This is a genomic window from Streptomyces sp. NPDC000348 (genome assembly GCF_042898795.1).
Classification (GTDB): domain Bacteria; phylum Actinomycetota; class Actinomycetes; order Streptomycetales; family Streptomycetaceae; genus Streptomyces.
In genome coordinates this window covers 149,315-169,362 of sequence record NZ_JBIAZD010000006.1, presented here as the reverse complement: position 1 = coordinate 169,362, position 20,048 = coordinate 149,315, and the positions used below count along the sequence as shown (strand labels likewise).

Here is a 20,048-nt window from a genome sequence, read left to right as displayed (position 1 = left end):
AGGAATCCCATGGACCCCAGACAGGAACTCGTCTCCTACCTGCGGCGGCAACTCGTCGGCCCGGTCGACGGCGACGACGAGACGCTCGACGCACCGCCCGACCGGCAGTACCTCATGGGCACCCTCTACCCGCAGGAAGCCGACCTGCAGGGGCAGTTGGACCTCGCCAAGGAGGAGTTCGACGGGGCCGGCACCGAGCGGGGGGCCGAGGACACCGCGCCGGCGGGCGACCCCGTGCCGGAGTCGAACTCCTGGCTGCCGTCGTCCCTCGGATTCAGCTTCTACACCGACGCCGAGATCCTCGAGGTCGAGTGCTCCGCCGCCCGTTACCGCACTCGGTCGCGCAGCGACCAGCGCGGCCGGACGTGGCAGCGGATCGCGATACCGGCCGAGACACACCTCCTCGGCCCGGGCCGGGACCAGGTCTCCGTCCTGGACGCGCGAGCCGAACTGCGCGTCATGCGCCGCGACTTCGGCAACGGTAAGCTCGTCACCGTCGCCCTCGTCAACGCCGCCCGGTACGACTCCGCGCTCGGCCGGAGCGCCCACTGGGACGGGATGCTGTTCCAGGTGGAGCTGCGGGCCCGGCCCGTCGACGGGCAGGTGCTCCAGTATCCGAGCGTGCGCCTGGCCAGCAGGGACCCGGAGGAACAGGAACTGCGCCTGCAGTACCGGCATGTGCGCACCCACGCCGTCGGCCACGGGTGCGCCGTCGAGGAACTGCGGGACGGCGACGACCGGACGGTGACGGGACTCCGGGCGGCCGTCATGCCCGAGGCGGAGGTCACGGGCGTACGAGCCGCCGGACTCACCGACACCCCCGTGCTCAGCCTCGCCCACCTCGCCGATCCGGCCGTCTCCGTCGATCAACTCCGCGAGGAACTGTTCGAGTTCGCCTCCGCTTACCGGGCCTGGTACGTCGGTCAGCTCAACACCGAGGTGCCCCCATGGGGCCGTGAGGCGGCCGAGCGGGTCCTCGGACGGATCGGCACCGCGGTCTCCCGCATCGAGTCCGGCGTACGCACCCTCTGCGATCCCCGGCGTCCCGAACTGCTGCACGCCTTCCGGGCCGCCAACCACGCCATGGCCCTGCAGATGCGCCACTCCGCAGCCGACCTCGCCGGCACCCGGCGACCCCGCCGCGACAACGGCGTGCCGCCGGACCCGCAGCCGTACGCGGACGCCACCTGGCGCCCCTTCCAGCTCGCGTTCTTCCTGCTGGCCGTCGACGGCGCCGTCGACCCCCGGCACCCGGACCGCGCCGTCACGGACCTCATCTGGTTCCCGACCGGTGGCGGCAAGACCGAGGCGTACCTGCTGCTGGCCGCGTTCGTCATGGTGCTGCGCCGGGGCGGACCCGACGGCGGAGGCACCGCCGTGCTCAGCCGGTACACGCTCAGCCTGCTGACCACACAGCAGTTCCAGCGTGCCGCGACGACCGTGTGCGCCCTGGAGTCCATGCGCCGGGCCGACCCGGCCACCTACGGCGAGGAGCCGTTCTCCATCGGGCTGTGGGTCGGTGAGACCACCACCGCGAACAGCTACGACAAGGCGCGCCGCGACTTCGACAACGCGCGCGAGGCCGCCACCCCGGACGACGTGTTCATCCTCGACCGCTGCCCGTGGTGCGGCACGCGCGTCCTGCCCGCCCACAAGTCGCCCGACACCGGCGACTACGGGGTGCGCGCCGCCGCCGACTCCTTCGCCTTCTTCTGCCCCAGGGACGCGTGCCTCTTCCACGACGAACTGCCCGTCGCCGTCGTGGACGACCACCTGTACGACCGTCCGCCCACCTTCGTCCTCGGCACCGTCGACAAGTTCGCCCGCCTCGCCTGGGAACCGCGTGCGGGACGGCTCTTCGGCGCCGGCACCGGCAACCGGCCGCCGTCCCTCGTCATCCAGGACGAACTGCACCTGCTCACCGGTCCGCTCGGCACCACCGTCGGCCTCTACGAGTCCGCCGTCCTCGGACTGTGCGCCGCTCCGGACGGAACCGGGCCCAAGGTCGTGGCGTCCACCGCCACCATCCGCCGCTCCGGCGAGCAGGTCCGCGCGCTCTACGGGGGAGACGTCCAGCTCTTCCCGCCCGCCGGACTCGACGCCCGCCACTCCTACTTCGCCGAACCCGACACCTCCCGGCCGGGCCGCCGCTACGTCGGCGTCATGGCCCAGGGACACACCGCCGGCCGTGCCTCCGTCGCCACCGCCGCCGCCCTGCTCCAGGGCGCCTGGGAACTGCCCGAGGAACACCGGGACGCCTACTGGACGCTCGTCGCCTACCACCACAGCCTGCGCGAACTGGGCCGCACGGTCACCGCCGCCGCCGACGACATCCCCGCCCAGCTCGCCGGACTCGACACCGGCGGCGGCGTACGCCCCCTGCCGGACCAGCAGGTCGAGGAACTCACCAGCAACCTGCCGCGCTCCGAACAGCCCGTGCTCCTCGACCGGCTGGAGAAGAGCTGGGACGACACGAGGTCGGTGTCCTTCCTGCCCTGCACCAACATGCTGTCCGTCGGCGTCGACGTGAAGCGGCTCGCACTGATGCTGATGCAGGGCCAGCCCAAGACGACCGCCGAGTACATCCAGGCCACCAGCCGTGTGGGCCGCCACGCCGTGCCCGGACTCGTGGTGACCTTCTTCAACGCCACCCGCCCCAGGGACCGTTCGCACTACGAGACCTTCGACGTGTACCACCGCGCGCTCTACCGGCACGTCGAACCGACCAGCGTCACCCCCTGGTCCGTACCCTCCCGCCGCCGCGCCCTGCACGCCGTGCTCGTCGTCCTCGTACGGCACCGGCTCGGACTGGCGGCCGAGAACCAGGCCGGGCTGATCCTCGACCGGATGACCGAAGCGGAGGAGCTGGCCGAGGAGTTGGCGGTGCGGGCGGACACCGCGGAGCCGGGGGCCGGTGACGCGGTGCGCAAGGAGCTCGCCGGGCTGCTCGCCGACTGGGAGGACTTCGCGCGCCAGGCCCGCAAGGACGGCCGCGAGCTGTACTACCGCAGCCAGGGCAAGGGCCAGTCCAACCTCATCAAGAGCTTCGAGCAGGTCCACGGCCTGTGGGAGACACCCAACTCGATGCGCAACGTCGACCGGGAATGCCAGGTGACAGTGAAGGGAGCCGACCTGTGAGCCGCACACTCCGGGTACGTCAGTCGCAGACCGTGGTGCCCTTCGGGGTCGGGGCCGTCTTCGACATCCAGGGCGAGTCGTTCGTCGCCACCGGCATCGGCGACTGGCCGTCCCGCGGCAGGCAGCCCATCGACTCGCCCCGGCTCGCGGACCGCCTCGGCGTCTCCGGCTTCTACGCCGCGCCCGCCGCCGCGGGCGACCGCTTCGACGTCGCCGACGCACCCGGAGCGCCGTACATCCGCTTCCCCTCCTGGCTGTTCTGCGGTGCCTGCCGGAGGATGAAGCGGTGGCGGATCGCCGACGAGAAGCGCGGCCAGGCGCCGCGCTGCCCCTCCTGCTCTCCCGCGCGGACGCTGGCGCCGATGCGGTTCGCGCAGATCTGCCAGGCCGGGCACCTCGGCGACGTCGACTGGTGGTTCTGGGCGCACTCGCGGCGCGACGGGGGCGAGCGCCGGCAGTGCGGGGAGCGCGAGAAGCTGCGCTTCCTCGTCTCCGAACGGGCCTCCGGCCTCGAAGCGCTCTCCGTCGCCTGCACCGCCAAGGGCTGCGGAGCCGTCCGGGACCTGCTCGACATCCTCGGCACCCACGGTATGCGCTGCTCGGGACGGAACCCCTGGCAGCGTGCCGGCGAAGCCGTCGAGTGCCCGCGCCCGGTGCAGATCGTGCAGCGGACCGCCGGCAACCTCTACTACCCGATCGTGCACTCCGCGCTCGACATCCCCGAGACCGACGTCCCCGCGCACGCCGACGACGCGCTCGCGGACCAGGTCCGCGAACACCACCTCTGGGTGTCGCTGTGCCGCGACCCCGCCTCATCCCGCGCCGTCCTGTTCCGGCAGATGATCCAGGAGGACACGGGGGCCGACGACGGTCTGCTGGACGCACTCCTGGCCGAGGAGACGGGCGGTACGAGCCCTGCCGTCACGGCTGCCGCACCCGACGGCCCCACACGGCCCGACCTGAGCCGGGAGGAATGGGCCGCGTTCACGGCACCCGCCCCGCCCGCCACCCGTGACTTCGCCCTGCGCGAGACCACGCTCGGCCTGGCAGGCGAGACCGACGAACCCTGGGCCGGCCTCGCGAGCCGCTTCGGCCGTGTCGTCCTCGCCGACCGGCTCCGCGAGGTCCGCGCCCTGTCCGGCTTCACCCGGGTCTCCCCGGACGCCGCCGTCGTCCCCGCCGACACCTCGCGCCGGCTGAAGTGGCTGCCCGCCGTCGAGGTCTTCGGCGAGGGCGTCTTCCTCACCCTCGACCACGCCGCGCTGAAGGACTGGGAGGAGGACCCGGACGTACGCGGACGCGTCAAGGGCATGCGGGCCGACCTCGACCGCTCCTTCCAGAAGGACCGACTGCGGAACGTGACCGGCCCCGAACTCTCCCCGCGCTTCGTCCTGTTGCACACCCTGGCCCACCTCCTCATCCGCCAGCTGTCCTTCGAGTCCGGCTACACCACGGCGAGCCTGCGCGAGCGTATCTACGCCCGCCCCGAACAGGACCAGTACGGCATCCTCGTCTACACCGCGGCCGGTGACGCCGAAGGCACCCTCGGTGGACTCGTCCGCCAGGGCGAACCGCCGCGGCTGGCCGAAACACTGCTGCGGATGACCGAGTCCGCCGCCTGGTGCTCCGCCGACCCGCTGTGCGCCGAACACTCCGGGCAGGGCTTCGGCAACCTCAACCGGGCCGCCTGCCACGCCTGCGCCCTGCTCCCGGAGACCAGCTGCGAGGCCGGCAACAGCCTCCTGGACCGGGCCCTCGTCGTCGGCGGCGAACGGGTTCCCGGCTACCTGCAGTCGATCGTCACCGCCGCCCGCGCCGCCGCGGCGGGCGCCCTGGAGCAGCAGTGACCATCACCTACCTCGACCTCGACCCCGACCAGCGGTCCGGCCTCGACGGACTCCCCTTCGACGGCAACCACCTGGTCGGCGGACCGCCGGGCAGCGGCAAGAGCGTGCTGGCCGCGCAGCGCGCCGCCATGCTCGCCCTCACCGGCACCCCGGTGGTCCTGCTGACCTACTCCAACCTGCTACGCCAGTCGCTCGCCGGCACGGTGCACGCACTGGGCCCCGCGGACCGCTCGGTGCGCGTCATGACCGCACACCGCTGGCTCGCCGACTGGTACGGCGCCACACCGCCCGGCGGCGGCGACGGCTGGTACGACTGGGACGCCCTCCACAACCGTGCCGCCGACACCGCGCCGGCCGTCGGGCCCACCCTGGTCATCGACGAAGGGCAGGACCTGCCGCCGCAGTTCTACCTGCTCTGCCGCATGCTGGGGGCCCGTACGACCGTCTTCGCGGACCAGTGCCAACGGCTCACCGACACCAACTCCACCCTCGACGAGATCGCCCGCAACCTCGGCCGGTGCACCCGCCACGAACTCGCCGGCAACCACCGCAACACCGAGCAGATCGCGTCCTTCGCGGCCCACTTCCACACCGGTGCCGGCACGCCGGTCCTGCCCGGCCGCCAGGGACCGGTGCCACGCCTGCACCGCTTCCACGAGCGAGGCGTGGCGGACCTGCTCGTCCTGCTCGCCGAGACCCAGCCCAAGAAGAGCATCGGAGTGATCGCCGCCACCAAGCACACCCAGTTCTCCCTGCTCGGCAGCGTCCAGAACCGCGCGCCCCGCCTGAAGCCCCAGCTGTACACGTCCGAGTCCAAGGGCGGTCAGTACCGCAACCTCGACCTGGGCCGGCCCGGCATCGTGATCGTGCACCGTCGCAGCGCCAAGGGGCTCGGCTTCGACACGGTCGTCATCCCCGACACACACGCGGACGCGGGTACGGACCCCACCTCCGCCGCCCTGCGCATGTCGTACTACGTGATGGCCACCCGCGCACGGCAGGAACTCCACCTCGGCTACGAAGGGGAGTCCGAGCCACCTCTCCTGGCCCAGGTGAATCGCGGGGAACTGCAACGAGGGTAGAACGGCCCGTGAGAGCGCGCAGGATGTGCCGAGTGTGCTTGCCCTGCGGGTCGTGCCCCGCGTCGCGCAGCGCGCGCAGGCCGCGTTCGGTGTCCTGGCCGCCGCTGTACGTGCGCACGGCCTTCTCCAGGTCGGCGCGCCGGCTGGAGCCCGGTTCGGTCAACGCCCTGGCCTCTGCGCCTCCTCGCCGCCGGCGGCGGCGTGCGCCTTCTTCGTGTGGTTGGCGATGCTCGCCGGCGCGCCGACGTAGTCGCAGGCCGGGCACTTCCGCCAGACGCCCTCGGACACGGCACGCGCGCTCACCGAGTGGCCGGGGCCGTATCCGTGTCCGTGCAGCAACTGGGCCACGGAGGAACCGTATTCGGCCGCGAGCAGCGCGGCCTCCGCCACCTTGTCGTGGCCGGGAGCGAAGAACGATCCGGCTCCGACCTTCTTGGCGCAGCCGCACCAGCAGGTGCCGGTCGGGGTGAGGCTGGGAAGAGACTTCGTCGTCATGCGGTCACAGTAGATCAACGGACGTGGCGGTTCGGGTTCTTTGCCGTGTTCGGGGCCCTCCCCGGACCGCCGTCGAGGAAACCGGCACGGTGCCTCGTAGCCTTCTGATCATGGCCGACGTCTACGAACTCCAGCTCACGCTCGACCTGCCGGGCTCGCTCCCGCCGCAGGACCTCGCCCTGCTCCGCTGGCACCTGGGGGAGGAGGGCGGCCGACAGGACGACGGTTACGCGTACCCCCTCTGGGGGGACCGGGGGCCGGCGCTGCGGATCGGGGGCGCGCTGGTCGGGGAACTGTGCTCCGACGGTCCGCAGTGGGCGCTGACCGTGCGGCAGGAGGCGCATCCCGACGAGTTCGACGACCTGCGCAGGATGGTGCTGTGGCTCGGCGCGCGGACGACGACCGTGGGCACCGTCGGGTACCTCCGCTTCCACGAGTCCCACCTCCCCGATGTGCTGGTCGCGGAGTCGGGAGCCGTCCGCAGCGCGGTCCTGCGGGTGGAGAAGGTCCTCGAGTCGGCGACCGAGGTGATCCCCGATCCCCACGCGTGAACCGAGGCGGCCCGGGACCCCCGTCCGCGCCGGTCTACTCCGGGGGCGTGGGGGTCTCGGGGGTGCGGTACATCGCCTGGACGTCCAGCTCCAGTTGCACGGTCGGGCCGACGACCGCGATGCCCCGGGCCAGCATCGAGCGCCAGTTGAGGGTGAAGTCCTCGCGGTGCAGCTCCGCCTTCGCCAGTGCCGCGCAGCGCAGCTCCTGTTCGTAACCGCCGTTCACCGTGCCGAGGTACGTCGTGTCCAGGCCCACGGAGCGGCTGGTGCCGTGCATGGTGAGCGTGCCGTTCAGCGTCCACCGGGAGCCGCCCCGGTAGACGAACCGGGTGCTGGTGAAGTCGATGTACGGGTAGCGCTCGACGTCGAGGAAGTCGGCGGAGCGCAGGTGGTTGTCACGGGTCCTGTTGCCCGTGGTGATGCTGGCGGCGTCGATGCGCACCGAGACCTGGGAGTCGCCCATGTCCGGCGTGACGCGGATGCCGCCGGTGAAGCGGGTGAAGCGTCCGTGGACGTGGGCCATGCCCACGTGCTTGGCGATGAAGCGGATCGCGGTGTGCGGCGGGTCGAACAGCCAGGTGCCGGGCGGCGGCAGTTCCAGTTGGCGGGCGGGCAGCAGCGCGACGCGCGCCGGGGGGAGGGCGGTGCCTGCGGCTATGGCGACGTCGCTGCGGGCCGGGGTGAGGCCCTCCGCCGCGACCATCACGCTGTAGGAGCCGGGCGGCAGCGCCGCCATGAACAGGCCGTACGGATCGGTGGTGCCGCGGGCGGCGACCCGGTGACTGTCCAGGGCGGTCACCGTGACCTCGGCACCGCCCAGGGGCTGCCCCAGGGGATCGACGACCTCGCAGCCGTACGCGCCGGCACCGGCCGGCAGGGGCAGCGAGAGGTCCTGCGCGGCGTCGGAGGCGCTGCGGGAACGCCGACGCCGGAGCAGTGCGAGGGCCATGCGGTTCACCTTTCTTCCTGCGTGTCACCACCGCGAGAGCCGCACCGACGCACGTGTCCGCGGTCGCCGGGAACCGCCGGGGAGGGGTTGCAGGCGCGATGAAGTCAACTATTGAACGATCATAGGGCAGGTGGGGAGAGGGTCTTCGTCTCCGGGGTCGGCGTGCAACACGGCTTTCCTGTGTGCCGGATTGACGTGAATCGCCGCCCTACCGGCCATTCGGCGGGCCGTGCCGCGCCCGCCGACCATGGTGCTTTGCTCCGGTGCTGTGGCGAAGGACATCCGAAGCGGCGGAAGATTCACACACGGCTCGCGGTCCCGTCACGCGGTCCACACATCGTGCGGGCCGCGCCGCCGAGCCGGCCGGCTCCGTCCGTCCGCGCGGAAGGGGAAAGCCCGTACGCCGCGTGAGCGTACGGGCGACGGCGACGGCGACGGCTATGGCGGTGCGGCCGGCGCCCGGCGGCGCTCACGGGCGGACGGACGCACCGCCCCCCGGCACCGGCCGGTCGAGGTCCGGGTCGCCGAACTCCGTGCGCAGGGCCTGGAAGGCGGTGACCTTCTCCTCGCCGAAGCGGCGGACGTGGGCGGCGTAGGCGTCGGGGGAGAGGAACGCCGACGGCCGGGACTTGCTGTGGAACTTGTCCGCGTACATCACCAGCCGCTCCTCCCGCGTCACCGCGAGGTAGTCGGCGGGAGGGATCGGGAGGCCCTGGCGCAGGACGTCGTCCTTCGTGACCCCCACCCCGGTGTGGTGGGAGCAGAACCGGCGCAGGGGCTCCGGGAAGCCCTCCCTGCCGAGGATCTCGTGGCCGAGCAGTCCGTGCCGGATGTAGCTCCCGTGGTCCAGCAGGCCGTCGTCCCCGTAGAGGCGGTAGACGCCGATGTCGTGGAGGAGGCAGCCCGCACGGACCAGTTCGGCGTCGACGTCGAGGCGCGAGGCCGAGATGAGCTGCTCGGCGACGCTCCAGACGATCTCGCAGTGGGTGTGGACGAGTTCGAGCGCCTCGGCGGTGGGCGCGTGCTTCTCGTGCAGCGCGCGGATCTCTTCGGGTCCCGGAATCCTCACCCGGGGAGCGTAACAACCGCCGGCCCGCTCACTCGATCGAGCATTCCCGCACGGTGAGCGGCTCGGTGCTGCCGGCCGGTCTGCTGCACAGGACCTCCGCCTTCGAGACGCCCTCCGGGGTCCTGCGGACCCGGTTGAGGACGATGCTGTGGCCGTGGCGCTCCTCGTACAGGGGCGCGTCGGTGAAGTCGATCGTCCCGGTGGCCATCCCGTCGAGCCTGACGTTCCTGAGGTTGACCCAGGTCGCCGCGCGGCTCTGGCGTACGTCCCCGAGGCTGGCCGCCCAGTACAGGGCGCGCGTGGCGTCGTGGGAGAGGGCCGTCTGCCCGCTCGCGAAGTCGACGGCGTCGTACGTGGCCTTCCCGTCCTTGAGCCAGGGGAGGTACGTGGCGGCGTCCTCGTAGAAGGCGGTCCTGGACGCGGCCTCCCTCAGTTCGGCCAGGGCCGCGTGGTACAGGGTGATCCGCGGGGCCACGCCGTCGCGGCCGCCCGTGCCGGAGAACCTGGCCTTGCTCAGGTCGTCCCCCGTGAGGATCGAGATCTGCCGGTTGGCGCAGCCCGGCTCGGTGGTCAGTTGCGTCATCAGCGGTCCGATGTCCTCGACCCGTCCGGCGAAGTAGATCACCGAGGGGACGTCCTCGCCCCGGCAGATGCTCTCCGCGTGCAGCCGCAGTTCGGGCTTGCCGTTCGCCACCCGGTAGCGCTGCGCGGGCAGCAGCCGGAAGCCCTCCCGCTTCAGCATCTCCCCGCCGTACAGGGCCTGTTCGCTGGTGTACCGGTCCTGCGACTCCTTGGTGTCACGGGCCAGTACCAGGGCGTGCGGGGCCCTGTCCCCGGTGCGCAGCTGCCGGGCGACGAGACCGAGCGCCTCGGCCTGGTGCTCGTCGGGGGCCGCGAGGCTGAACCAGTTGGAGAAGTCCTTCGGCAGGTAGGTCGCCGAGTTGGTGCCGGAGACGACGGGCAGCCCCACCGCGTGGAGCCGGCGCGTGACGTCGGGGCTGCTCTGCAGGTCGCGGCCGAACCCGACCACGCCGACGACGGTCGGGTCGCGCTCGGCGTACTCGGCGATCGCGTCGGCGGTGACGCGCTGGTGTCCCATGTCCGCGCCGCCGTTGGCGAGCAGCACCCGCAGTTTCACCGTGTAGTTCTCGTTGACCACGCGCTGGGCGAGGTACACGCCGGTCAGCTCCTCGGCGCCCTTGACCAGGGACGGGTCCACCGGGGAGGAGCTCAGCGGTCCCGCGTACACCACGGTGACGTAGGCGTCGGGGTGGTCGCGCAGCACCTCGGTGTTCTCGGCGCGCACCAGCCTCTCCAGCTCCTGCAGCCGCTTGCCCTCCCCGGTGGTCCCGCCGCTCAGGTGTGCGCCGAACCGGACGTCTCCGGTGGCTATGCCGACGCACTCCGTGCCGCCGCCGGGCGCGGGACGCCGCTCGGTGTCGCGGTCGGCCGTCAGCAGGCCCGCCGAGCAGTACGTCCGGTGCAGCTCGCGGGCGTGGACGACGCCCGCGGTGACGACCAGCGCGAGAACGAGGAACAGGCTGTGGACCGACCACACCACGCGGGCCAGGGACGGCCGGTGCCTGGCCCTGACGCACCGCCAGTCCGCCTGCCGCAGCTCGGCCAGCTCGTCGTGGGGCAGCGGGATCCTGAGCACCCAGGGCAGGGCGTTCGTCCTGCTCGGCGACTGATCGGCCCGGAGGTTCCCGGCCCATTCGTCGTACCAGTGCCGCAACCGCTGGGGGAGACGTGAGGACGGGGACGGGGGCTGCTGCGGCCGGTTGAGCGGAGGGTTCGCGTCCGCGCCCCGGTCGAGCAGTGCCGCGTCGCCCGCCGCCACGCCCGCCACGATCAGCAGCGGGTCGAGTTCACTGCGCCGGCTGCGCACGTCGCTGACCGCCCTGATCAGCTCTATGCCGCCGTTCTCCCGGCCCGCCCGGCGCAGGAACAGCACCGGCGGGCGGGTCCGCTTGAACCCGCGCAGGTCCCAGCTGCGGCGCCGGTGGCTGTCCCGCAGGTCCTCGAAGAGCGCCAGCACGTACAGCTGGAGGGGGAACGGGCCGCCCTCGCGCATGGCCTCGGCCACGTCGTAGGCGCGGGCCGCTATGGCCCGCCAGGAGCGGACGGGCCGCAGCAGCCGCACGCTGGTCGACTGGCGGCGGGCGGCGGACTGGAGGAACGTCGTGGTCAGGAACCACCGGCTCTCCCTGCGCAGCCACAGGAAGAGGGGAGCGCGCCCGGGGACGTGGTTGAGGGCGGCCAGGAGGATCATCAGTCCGATGCCCGCCAGGACGGCGACGTACCACTCGGGGCGGGTGAGCAGCGCGGTGAAGGCGCCCAGGACGCCCATGGGCAGGAACTGCTGCACGTCGTTGAGCAGCAGCTGCCGGTGCCGGCGCGAGGGTCTGCGGGGGCGCCAGCGCTGCCGGGCCAGGATGCGCAGCAGCTGCGTCTGGGCCCGTTCCCGCTGGGCGTTCCCGTCCGGGGTGCCGCCGGGGGCGGTGGGCCAGTGCCCGCGCATCTCCGGATCGTCGGTCGCCTCCTGGAGGGCGCGCACCAGGTTGAGGCGGGGGAAGGAGTAGGGGCGGTAGGAGGCGGAGCGGCCGCCCCACTTCCTGGAGTCGCCGAGGTCGACCAGGAGCCGCACGGCCCGGGCGGTGGGATCGAGGTCCCCCGGCTGCGGCTCGGTCGGGGCGACGGCCAGGCGGGTGCCGTGACGCTGCTGCCCCTCGCTCAGCTCGTCGACGAGTTCGGTGACCCGGCCGTCGTCGGCGAGGTCCTCGGCGTGCAGCACGATCACCGGCATCGGGGGGTCACTGGTCCTGAAGTCCTGGATCAGTGACTCCAGCTGTCGCTGGACGTCGATCCCCGCCTCGGTCGACATGCCCGGGTGACCGCCCGGGCAGTCCTGAGGGAAGTTCTGGTCACGGTCCTGCATGGACACCCCCCGTGGTCGCAAGACACATGTGTCGCAAGCGTCTTGTGAGAATAACGCCCGGCTCTGACAACCGCCCCTGGTGGAACGGCGGTCCGTCGGGGCGGTGATGCCGTGGACGGTGGTGGGGTCCGTGGGTGGTTTCACACGATCGGGTGGTGCTGTGCGATGCGGGCACGTGCGGGGCGGGCGGTCCGTTCGATCCGGTGACGGGGACATCTCCCGTTCCCCTCACGAGACGGACGACCGGAGCACCTCATGAGCCTGCACTTCCACCACAACCCCGACGGCACGACGACCGGACGGAACGAGGCCACCGGCTTCACCGTGACGCACGCCGAAGAGGAGGAGGTGAAGCGGCAGTTGTACGAGGACGCGGGATGGGCGTACACGCCGCCACCGCCTCCGGTGCCGCCCGGGTTCCACCGGTTCGCGCTGGTGCACGACGAGTTCGGCCACACGGGGTTCGCGGACGAGCGGTACGCGGGGCTGCGGGCGGATCCGCCGGAGGGGTGTGTGCCGGTCGACCGGGGCTGTTTCGCCCTGGAGTGCGAGCGGCCGGGGAAGACACTCCTGGACGCGGTCGCCGGCACCGTCGCGGAGGTCCGCCGTGAGCACGGGCTGGTGATGAACGGTCTGGGGGTCGACAAGCCTCAGGAGTGGTTCGACGCCGACCACGGGAACGGGTACGCGGCGGAGACCGTGGCGCACTCGGTGCTGATGGCGGCCGACCGGGCCCGCCGGCTCGGGTACGGGCGCAAGGACCTGGTCCGGCTGCTCGGCGCGGCCGGTCTCGAATAGGTGAGGCGGGGGGCCGGTCGGCTGTTTTTGAAAATGGATGTCACGTGGGTGGGTTCTGGGCGCGCCGGCCGGCCCTCACCCCCTTGATCGCCCGAAAGATCTCTTGCATATGATTTGCAAGTGCGTGACTACAGCATCAGGGCCGCGGGCCCGGCAGACCTCGACCGTGCGCGAGCCGTGATGCTCGACACCGTGTACCGCGATTTCGGCAGCGGGTACGTGCCGCGCTGGCACGGCGACATCATCGACCCGGGCGCCGTCTATCTCGCCCCGCCCCGGCACACCCTGCTCGTCGCGCTCGACCCGGACGGCGGCGAGGTCGTCGCCACCGCGGCCCTCGACTCCCGGGGGCCCGCCCATCCGCCGAACCCGCGCGAGCTCGCCGAGCGCTATCCCTCCGGGGAGACCGCACAGTTGCGGCGGGTGTATGTGCGGCCGGACCACCGCCGCCGTGGTCTGGCGCGGCGGATGGTCGGCGAACTGCTCGACTTCGCGGCCGCCGACGGCGGTTACCGGTCCGTGTATCTGCACACCGATCCCTCCGTGCCGGGGGCGGAGGCCTTCTGGCGGTCGTTCGGGAAGGTCGTGCACGACGAACGTGAGGACGCGGACGGCGGCAACGGCGTCGTCCACTTCGAGATACCGATGGGACGGTGACCTGTGCGCCCGCTTCGTTCGCGGCTTCTCGCCGCCCTGGCGCTCACTCCGCTGCTGGCCGGCTGCTTCGCCTCCGGGGGAGGTGAATCGGGCGACGGCGGCGACAGCGGCTCCCGGCTGCGGGTCGCGCTCGCCTTCCCGCCCGCCGAGCGGCTCTCGCCGTACGGCGCCGACGCCACGATCCTCAGCCGGCTCGGCGTCTCCGAAGGACTGACCGGCATGGACGCCAACGGTGCCGCCGCGCCCGCGCTGGCCCGGTCCTGGCGCCAGAAGGACGCGAGGACCTGGGAGTTCACGCTGCGCGAGGCCCGGTTCCAGGACGGTACGGACGTCACCGCGTCCGCCGTCGCCGACGCGCTCACGCACGCCACCGAGGCCGAGCCCGAGCCCGCCGCCCTCTCCGGCGTCGGCCTGACCGCCGAGGCCGACGGCAGCCGCGCGGTCACCGTCCGCACCACGGAGCCCGACCCCGTTCTCCCGCTGCGGCTGTCCAGCCCCAACCTCGCCGTGTTCTCCGGCAAGGCGTACGACGCGAAAGGCCGCGTCGACCCCGTGGGCACCGCCACCGGACCCTTCGAGCTCACCGAGGCCGACGGGGCCTCGTCCGCCGCACTCGACCGCTTCGACGACTACTGGGGCGGCCGTGCCCAGGCCTCCGGCATCGACGTCCGTTTCATCGCCGACGGCACCGCCCGCGCCAACGCCCTGCGCACCGGTGAGGTCGACATCGCCGAGGCGGTGCCCGTCGCGCAGGCGGCCACCCTCGACCCGAAGACCCGGCGCGACACCGCCACCACCCGCACCACGAGCCTGCTGCTCAACTCCGCATCCGGACCCTTCGAGGCCCCCGGGCTGCGCGCCGCCGCCCGCGCGGCCGTCGACACCTCCGCGCTCGCCGAGGGCGTGTACGAGGGGTACGCCGACCCGGGCGCAGGGATCTACGGACCCGCCGTGACCTGGGCCGAGGGCAAGCGGGTCGAGCCCGCCGGACAGGAGGGGGCCGGGAGCGCGAAGGGAACCACGATCACCCTCGCGACCTACGACAACCGGCCCGAACTCCCCGAGGCCGCCCAGGTGGTGAAGCAGCAGCTGGAGAAGGCCGGTTTCAAGGTGAAGCTCGTGATACGGGAGTACTCGCGGCTCGAAGGCGACGCGTTGGACGGGAAGTTCGACGCGTTCGTGCTCGCCCGCAACACCCTCCTCGACACCGGCGACCCGGTCGCCGTCCTCGCCAGTGACTACACCTGCGACGGCGGCTACAACATCGCCCAGCTGTGCGACAAGGACGTCGACCGTGCGGTCGCCGAGGCCGAGGGGACCACCGATCCCGGCAAGCGGCAGGACGCGGCCATGGCCGCCGAGGCGGCCGTCCTCGGCAGCGACGCCGTGGTGCCGCTGGTCCACCAGCGGATCATCACCGGTGTCGGCACCTCCGTGCGGGGCGCGTCGCTCGACCCCTACGAGCGCACCCTCGTGGGTACGGGAACGCGGCGCTGAACCGTGCGACAGCCCCTGGCCGCGCTCCTGTGGCGCACCGCCCTCGCGGCCGCCCTCGTGTGCGGCATCGGCCTGCTGCCCTGGCTCTCGCGCACCGACCCGGCACTGACCGTCCTCAAGGCACGGTCGCCCGAGCGTGATCCCACGCCCGGGGTGCTGGCGGACATCCGCGGGGAACTGGGCCTGGACTCCGGCCCGTTCTCCCTGCTCGGGCAGTGGCTGGGCGGGTTGTGGCGCGGGGACGCCGGACGGTCGTGGATCTCCGGCGGCGAGGTCGCCCCCGATGTGCTCCGGGCACTGGGCGCCTCCCTGCTGCTGATGTCGGTGGCCCTCCTCGTCGCCTTCGTCACCGCCGCGCTCGTCTGCGCCCGCACCCTCCGTCTCGGGCCGCGGCGGCTGCTCGACGGCCGGCGCGCCGGGGGCGGCGGGTCGGCGGTGCTCGCCGCGCTGCCCGAGTTCCTGGTCGCCTCCGTGCTCGCCACCGTCGTCGGAGTGCACCTCGGCTGGCTGCCCGCCCTCGGCTGGTACGGGCCGCGGTGGACCGTGCTGCCCGCGCTCGCCCTCGGCCTCCCCGCCGGGGCCGTGCTGGGGCGGCTGCTCGACGATCTGCTGCCCGGTGCCTTCGCCGAGCCCTGGGCGCTGGCCACCGCCGCCCAGGGACTGCCCGCACGGACCGTCGCCCGCCGCGCGGTACGGCGCTGTGTGCCCGCGCTGCTGCCCAACCTCGGGCTGTTCGTCGTCGGGCTGACCGGCGGGGCCGTCGCCGTAGAGCAGGTCTTCGACATCCCCGGGCTCGGCCGCACCACCCTCCGGGCCGCCCTCGCCCAGGACCTGCCCGTGCTCCAGGCGGGCACCCTCGCCCTGGTCCTGCTCGCGGCCGTGACCACCGGGGCGTGCCGGCTCGCGGCCCGGCTGCTCGTCGGGCCGGCGCTGCGGGACGGCGCCCTGACGACGCTGCACCGGCCGGCCCCGTCCCCCCGCCGCGTCCAGCCCTTCGCCCACGGTGCCCTCCTGGTCGCCGTCGTCGCGCTCGGGCTGCCCCGCGACCCGCTCGCGCTGGACACCGGGCAGCGGCTCCGGGCCCCCTCCCCGGCGCACCCGTTCGGTACGGACGCCCTCGGCCGGGACCTGCTCGCCCGGATCGCGCACGGCGCCCTCGACACCCTGCTGCTCGCCCTCGGGATCAGCGCCGCGGCCCTGTGCGCCGGGGTGCTGCTGGGGCTGCTGCCCCGGTTGTCCGGGCCGCTGGCCGACACGGTGAACGCCGTGCCGCCGGTGCTCGGCGCGCTGCTCGTCACCGCCGTCGTCGGGGGCGGGGCCGGCACGCCGGCGATCGCCGTGGCCGCCGTCGCGTGGACCCCGCTCGCCGCGCACACCTCGGCGCTGCTGATCCAGGAGCGTGCCACCGAGCACTTCGCGGCCGCCCGGCAATGCGGGGCGGGCCCCTGGTACCTGCTGCGGCGTGAGCTGCTGCCCGCGGTGCTGCCGCCCGTCACCCGCCACGCGCTGGTGCGCCTGCCCGGAATCGCCCTCGCCCTCGCCTCCCTCGGTTTCCTCGGCCTCGGCGCGCAGCCGCCGTCGCCGGAATGGGGACTGCTCCTCGCCGAGAACCAGCCCTACGCCGAACGCGCGCCCTGGGCCGTGCTCGCCCCGGCCGCCGTCCTCGCCCTGCTCGGGGCGTTCGCGGTGACCGCGGCCGGTGGAGTGCGGTGGCCCGGGCGGCGGCGCGGGCGGACCGGGGACCACACGCCCGGGAAGGCGTCCGCACGCCCGTCACCGGTCACCGGGGAACTGGTGGAGACACGATGACCGCTTTGCCCACCCGTCCACGCGAGGCGGCGGGCCGGCCCCGGCTCTCCCCGCTGCTGCGGCTGCTGATCGTCACCCAACTCGCCTTCAACCTCGGCTTCTACGCCGTACTGCCCTTCCTCTCCGTCCATCTGGGACAGGTCCTGGGAATGGCGGGCTGGCTGGTCGGGCTGGTGCTGGGACTGCGGACGTTCAGCCAGCAGGGGCTGTTCGTGGTCGGCGGGGCGCTGGCCGACCGGTATGGCATCCGGCCGGTGGTGCTCGCGGGGTGCGCGCTGAGGATCGCCGGCTTCGTGTGGCTGGGGTACGCCGAGCGGACCTGGGCGGTGATCTGCGCGGTGGTGCTGATCGGGTTCGCCGCCGCGCTGTTCTCCCCGGCCGTCGAGTCGGAGGTGGCCCGGCAGGCGGTCGTCCGGGAGGAGGCGGGCGGGGGATCCCGTACCCGCGTGCTGGCGCTGTTCACCGTGGCCGGGCAGGCCGGCGCGTTCGTCGGGCCGTTGCTGGGCGCGCTGCTGCTGGCGGTGGACTTCCGTACCGCGTGCCTGGCGGGCGCCGGGGTCTTCGTCCTGGTGCTCGCCGGTCACGCCCGGCTGCTGCCGCAGCGCATACCCGGGCGGGACCGGACACCGGTCAGGGGCGGACTGCGGACGGTGCTGCGCAACCGGCCCTTCCTCGGCCTGTGCTGCGCCTTCGGCGCCTACCTGCTCGCCTACAACCAGCTCTACCTCGCCCTCCCGGCCGAGGTGGAGCGCGTCACCGGCTCCCAGACGGCGCTGGCCTGGCTGTTCGCCCTGTCCTCGCTGCTGGTGGTGACCGCGCAGCTGCCGGTCACCCGCTGGGTGGGGGAGCGGCTGGCGGCGCGCCGGTCGATGGCGGTCGGCCTGCTGCTCGTCGCGGCCGGTTTCGCCGCGGTGGCGGCGGCACGTCCCGCCGGGTGGTCGGGGACCGCCGGTCTGGTGCCCGCGGCCGGGTTCGTCGTCCTGCTCACCCTCGGCCAGATGCTGGTCGTACCGGTGGCCCGGGCCTGGGTGCCCGACCTCGCCGAGGAGGGCCGGCTCGGCCTCTACACCGGGGCGCTGTCCTCGGTCTCCGGCCTGATCGTCCTGCTCGGCAGCTCGGCGACCGGCACGCTGCTGGAGGCGGGGCTGCCGCCGGCGGTGCCGTGGCTGGTACTGGCCGGCGCGACGGGGGCGGCCGTGCTGCTGCTGCCACGGAGACCGTGACGGGAGCGGCGCACCCGCCCGCCCCGGCCCGGGCGCACCACGACCAGTGGCGCGCGGTCACGGGCGGTCCGGACCGGCCCGCCCTGCGCGCGGGCGGGCCGCCCGCCTCACCGACGACGGTGTGCCGTGCCCCGGCCGGGCGTCAGCCGGCGACCAGTTCGCGCACCTCGTGCGCGGGGGGAGCCGGCGCCGGCCTGGACGTCCGCCACAGCCACACCACGTCCCGGCCGAACGACCACACCAGCAGCCCCAGTGCCAGCACCACCACACCGACGTTGACCGCGTGCGGCAGCAGGGCCGCGCCCGCCGTCAGCAGCAGCACGCCCTGGAGCGCGGCCACCGTCTTGCGGGCCGTGCTCGGCGGGAGCGGGGCGGTCAGCCAGGGCCAGAGGCGCGCGGCGGCCACGAAGACGTACCGCATCCCTCCGATCAGCAGCACCCACGGGCCCATCGCCGTCGACACGTACACGCTCAGCACGAGGATGAGGAACGCGTCCACCTCCATGTCGAAGCGGGCGCCCAGCGGCGTCGACGTACCGGTCCTGCGCGCCACCTTGCCGTCCACGCCGTCCAGGATCAGGGCCACGGCGGTCAGACCCACGAACAGGGAGACGGGCGGTGAGTCCTGGAACGAGTCGGCGACCAGCGCGGTGACCCCGCCGACGAGGACGGCGCGGCCGAGCGTGACCCGGTTGGCCGCGCCGAAGGAGCGCGGCCGGGACCGGCGCAGGGCCCGGGAGAGCACCGCCCAGGTGGCGACGGCGAACGCGAGGCCGGTCAGCCAGCCCGCCGGGCCCATGCCGACCGCCGTACCGATCAGGGCCAGCAACAGGATCTGCGCGCCCGCCCCCACGGCGGTCTCCTGCTGTACGGGCCTCGCGTCGTAACTGTTGTTCAGGGCCACCGAACACCCTCCGGCCGTGTGACAGAGTCGATCAACGCCGCTACCTTGTGCGCGGCCTGTGCACCCCTCGGTACGCGCGCGGCTTCCCGACCGTTCAGGAGGACTTCGATGAACCGCACCGCACGTGCGTTCTGGCTCGACTCGCCCGGACGAGGCGTGATCCGCGAGGTCGAGCTGCCCGTTCCCGGCGCGGACGAGGTGCTGGTGCGCTCGCTCCGCTCCGGGATCAGCCGGGGCACCGAGACGCTCGTCTTCCGCGGCGGGGTGCCCCGGAGCCAGCACGCCGCCATGCGGGCGCCGTTCCAGGAGGGCGACTTCCCGGCCCCCGTGAAGTACGGCTACCTCAACGTGGGCGTGGTGGAGGAGGGACCGGAAGGGCTCGTCGGACGCACCGTGTTCTGCCTGTACCCGCACCAGACGCGGTACGTCGTTCCGGCGGGCGCCGTCACGCCCGTGCCCGACGGCGTGCCCGCCGGGCGGGCCGTGCTGGCCGGCACAGTGGAGACCGCCGTCAACGCGCTGTGGGACGCCGCGCCGCTGGTCGGCGACCGGATCGCCGTCGTCGGCGGCGGGATGGTCGGCTGCTCGGTGGCCGCGCTGCTGGCCCGGTTCCCCGGCGTACGGGTGCAGCTCGTCGACGCCGACCCGGCGCGCGCGAAGACCGCGGCGGCGCTCGGCGTCGGGTTCGCGCTGCCCGGGGACGCCCTCGGCGAGTGCGACCTGGTCGTGCACGCCAGCGCCACCGAGCAGGGGCTCGGCCGGGCACTCGAACTGCTCCGCGCCGAGGGCACCGTCGTCGAACTGAGCTGGTACGGCGACCGGAAGGTGAGCCTCCCGCTGGGCGAGGCCTTCCACTCCCGGCGGCTCACCGTCCGCGGCAGCCAGGTCGGCACCGTCTCCCCGGCCCGCGCGAACCGCAGCCACGCCGACCGGCTCGCCCTCGCCCTCGACCTGCTCGCCGACCCCGCCCTCGACGCCCTCGTCACCGGCGAGTCCGCCTTCGAGGACCTGCCCGACGTCATGCCCCGCCTCGCCTCCGGGGAGATCCCGGCCCTGTGCCACCGCGTGCGCTACGACACCCCGTAGCCGCA

General features: G+C 73.4%; 15 protein-coding genes. 10 read left to right on the top strand and 5 right to left on the bottom strand.

The genetic code is table 11. From position 1 onward, the window contains the following. The first annotated feature begins 9 nt into the window (after positions 1–9). From ACFY3N_RS14540 to ACFY3N_RS14530, 3 genes are read left to right on the top strand one after another with little or no spacing between them, the layout of a single operon-like run. The gene (locus ACFY3N_RS14540; RefSeq protein ID WP_390817004.1) at positions 10–3,138 is read left to right on the top strand and encodes a helicase-related protein; all 3,129 of its coding nucleotides are present in this window, start codon (positions 10–12) and stop codon (positions 3,136–3,138) included. After that, the gene (gene drmB, locus ACFY3N_RS14535) at positions 3,135–4,985 is read left to right on the top strand and encodes a DrmB family protein (RefSeq protein WP_390817003.1); all 1,851 of its coding nucleotides are present in this window, start codon (positions 3,135–3,137) and stop codon (positions 4,983–4,985) included. The genes ACFY3N_RS14540 and drmB overlap by 4 nt, the downstream gene beginning before the upstream one ends. After that, on the top strand, positions 4,982–6,067 hold the full coding sequence (locus ACFY3N_RS14530; protein ID WP_390817002.1) for a DNA helicase: 1,086 nt from the start codon (positions 4,982–4,984) through the stop codon (positions 6,065–6,067). Before drmB ends, ACFY3N_RS14530 begins: the two co-directional genes overlap by 4 nt. 159 nt (positions 6,068–6,226) lie before the next feature. Here the strand turns inward: ACFY3N_RS14530 and ACFY3N_RS14525 are convergent, their stop codons facing one another. Next, positions 6,227–6,562: a hypothetical protein gene (locus ACFY3N_RS14525; RefSeq protein WP_390817001.1), complete on the bottom strand. Its 336-nt coding sequence runs from the start codon at positions 6,560–6,562 to the stop codon at positions 6,227–6,229. A gap of 110 nt (positions 6,563–6,672) precedes the next feature. Here ACFY3N_RS14525 and ACFY3N_RS14520 point away from each other — a divergent pair, with 110 nt between their 5' ends. Then, complete coding sequence (locus ACFY3N_RS14520; RefSeq protein ID WP_390817000.1) at positions 6,673–7,113, top strand: hypothetical protein; 441 nt, start codon at positions 6,673–6,675, stop codon at positions 7,111–7,113. Positions 7,114–7,147: 34 nt separating this feature from the next. On the opposite strand, the gene ACFY3N_RS14515 is transcribed toward ACFY3N_RS14520, so the two are convergent. The 3 genes from ACFY3N_RS14515 to ACFY3N_RS14505 all read right to left on the bottom strand — a co-directional run bounded on the left by ACFY3N_RS14515 (position 7,148) and on the right by ACFY3N_RS14505 (position 12,015). Beyond that, on the bottom strand, positions 7,148–8,062 hold the full coding sequence (locus ACFY3N_RS14515; protein WP_390816999.1) for a YceI family protein: 915 nt from the start codon (positions 8,060–8,062) through the stop codon (positions 7,148–7,150). Positions 8,063–8,531: 469 nt separating this feature from the next. Continuing rightward, the gene (locus tag ACFY3N_RS14510) at positions 8,532–9,131 is read right to left on the bottom strand and encodes an HD domain-containing protein (RefSeq protein ID WP_390816998.1); all 600 of its coding nucleotides are present in this window, start codon (positions 9,129–9,131) and stop codon (positions 8,532–8,534) included. Positions 9,132–9,159: 28 nt separating this feature from the next. Then, positions 9,160–12,015, bottom strand: a complete 2,856-nt coding sequence (locus tag ACFY3N_RS14505; RefSeq protein ID WP_390817195.1) for an ABC transporter substrate-binding protein — start codon at positions 12,013–12,015, stop codon at positions 9,160–9,162. Positions 12,016–12,324: 309 nt separating this feature from the next. Here ACFY3N_RS14505 and ACFY3N_RS14500 point away from each other — a divergent pair, with 309 nt between their 5' ends. The 5 genes from ACFY3N_RS14500 to ACFY3N_RS14480 all read left to right on the top strand — a co-directional run bounded on the left by ACFY3N_RS14500 (position 12,325) and on the right by ACFY3N_RS14480 (position 18,053). Next, complete coding sequence (locus tag ACFY3N_RS14500; protein WP_390816997.1) at positions 12,325–12,867, top strand: hypothetical protein; 543 nt, start codon at positions 12,325–12,327, stop codon at positions 12,865–12,867. Between the two features lie 120 nt (positions 12,868–12,987). Beyond that, positions 12,988–13,524: a GNAT family N-acetyltransferase gene (locus ACFY3N_RS14495; protein ID WP_390816996.1), complete on the top strand. Its 537-nt coding sequence runs from the start codon at positions 12,988–12,990 to the stop codon at positions 13,522–13,524. A gap of 3 nt (positions 13,525–13,527) precedes the next feature. Then, entirely contained in the window at positions 13,528–15,021 is a 1,494-nt protein-coding gene (locus ACFY3N_RS14490) for an ABC transporter substrate-binding protein (protein WP_390816995.1), read from the top strand. 3 nt (positions 15,022–15,024) lie between these two features. Beyond that, positions 15,025–16,830, top strand: a complete 1,806-nt coding sequence (locus tag ACFY3N_RS14485; protein WP_390816994.1) for an ABC transporter permease subunit — start codon at positions 15,025–15,027, stop codon at positions 16,828–16,830. After that, entirely contained in the window at positions 16,827–18,053 is a 1,227-nt protein-coding gene (locus tag ACFY3N_RS14480; RefSeq protein WP_390816993.1) for an MDR family MFS transporter, read from the top strand. The genes ACFY3N_RS14485 and ACFY3N_RS14480 overlap by 4 nt, the downstream gene beginning before the upstream one ends. 142 nt (positions 18,054–18,195) lie before the next feature. Here the strand turns inward: ACFY3N_RS14480 and ACFY3N_RS14475 are convergent, their stop codons facing one another. Continuing rightward, a complete protein-coding gene (locus tag ACFY3N_RS14475; protein ID WP_390816992.1) occupies positions 18,196–18,957 on the bottom strand; it encodes a CDP-alcohol phosphatidyltransferase family protein in 762 nt (253 codons plus the stop codon). A gap of 108 nt (positions 18,958–19,065) precedes the next feature. On the opposite strand from ACFY3N_RS14475, the gene ACFY3N_RS14470 reads away from it, so the two are divergent. After that, positions 19,066–20,043, top strand: a complete 978-nt coding sequence (locus ACFY3N_RS14470) for a zinc-binding alcohol dehydrogenase (protein ID WP_390816991.1) — start codon at positions 19,066–19,068, stop codon at positions 20,041–20,043. Positions 20,044–20,048: the final 5 nt, after the last annotated feature.

Coding starts and splice junctions, on each gene's coding strand:
- ACFY3N_RS14470 (WP_390816991.1), top strand. CDS start 19,066: ATGAACCGCACCGCACGTGCGTTCTGGCTCGACTCGCCCGGACGAGGC.
- ACFY3N_RS14525 (WP_390817001.1), bottom strand. CDS start 6,562: ATGACGACGAAGTCTCTTCCCAGCCTCACCCCGACCGGCACCTGCTGG.
- ACFY3N_RS14480 (WP_390816993.1), top strand. CDS start 16,827: ATGACCGCTTTGCCCACCCGTCCACGCGAGGCGGCGGGCCGGCCCCGG.
- ACFY3N_RS14540 (WP_390817004.1), top strand. CDS start 10: ATGGACCCCAGACAGGAACTCGTCTCCTACCTGCGGCGGCAACTCGTC.
- ACFY3N_RS14505 (WP_390817195.1), bottom strand. CDS start 12,015: ATGTCGACCGAGGCGGGGATCGACGTCCAGCGACAGCTGGAGTCACTG.
- ACFY3N_RS14520 (WP_390817000.1), top strand. CDS start 6,673: ATGGCCGACGTCTACGAACTCCAGCTCACGCTCGACCTGCCGGGCTCG.
- ACFY3N_RS14515 (WP_390816999.1), bottom strand. CDS start 8,062: ATGGCCCTCGCACTGCTCCGGCGTCGGCGTTCCCGCAGCGCCTCCGAC.
- ACFY3N_RS14500 (WP_390816997.1), top strand. CDS start 12,325: ATGAGCCTGCACTTCCACCACAACCCCGACGGCACGACGACCGGACGG.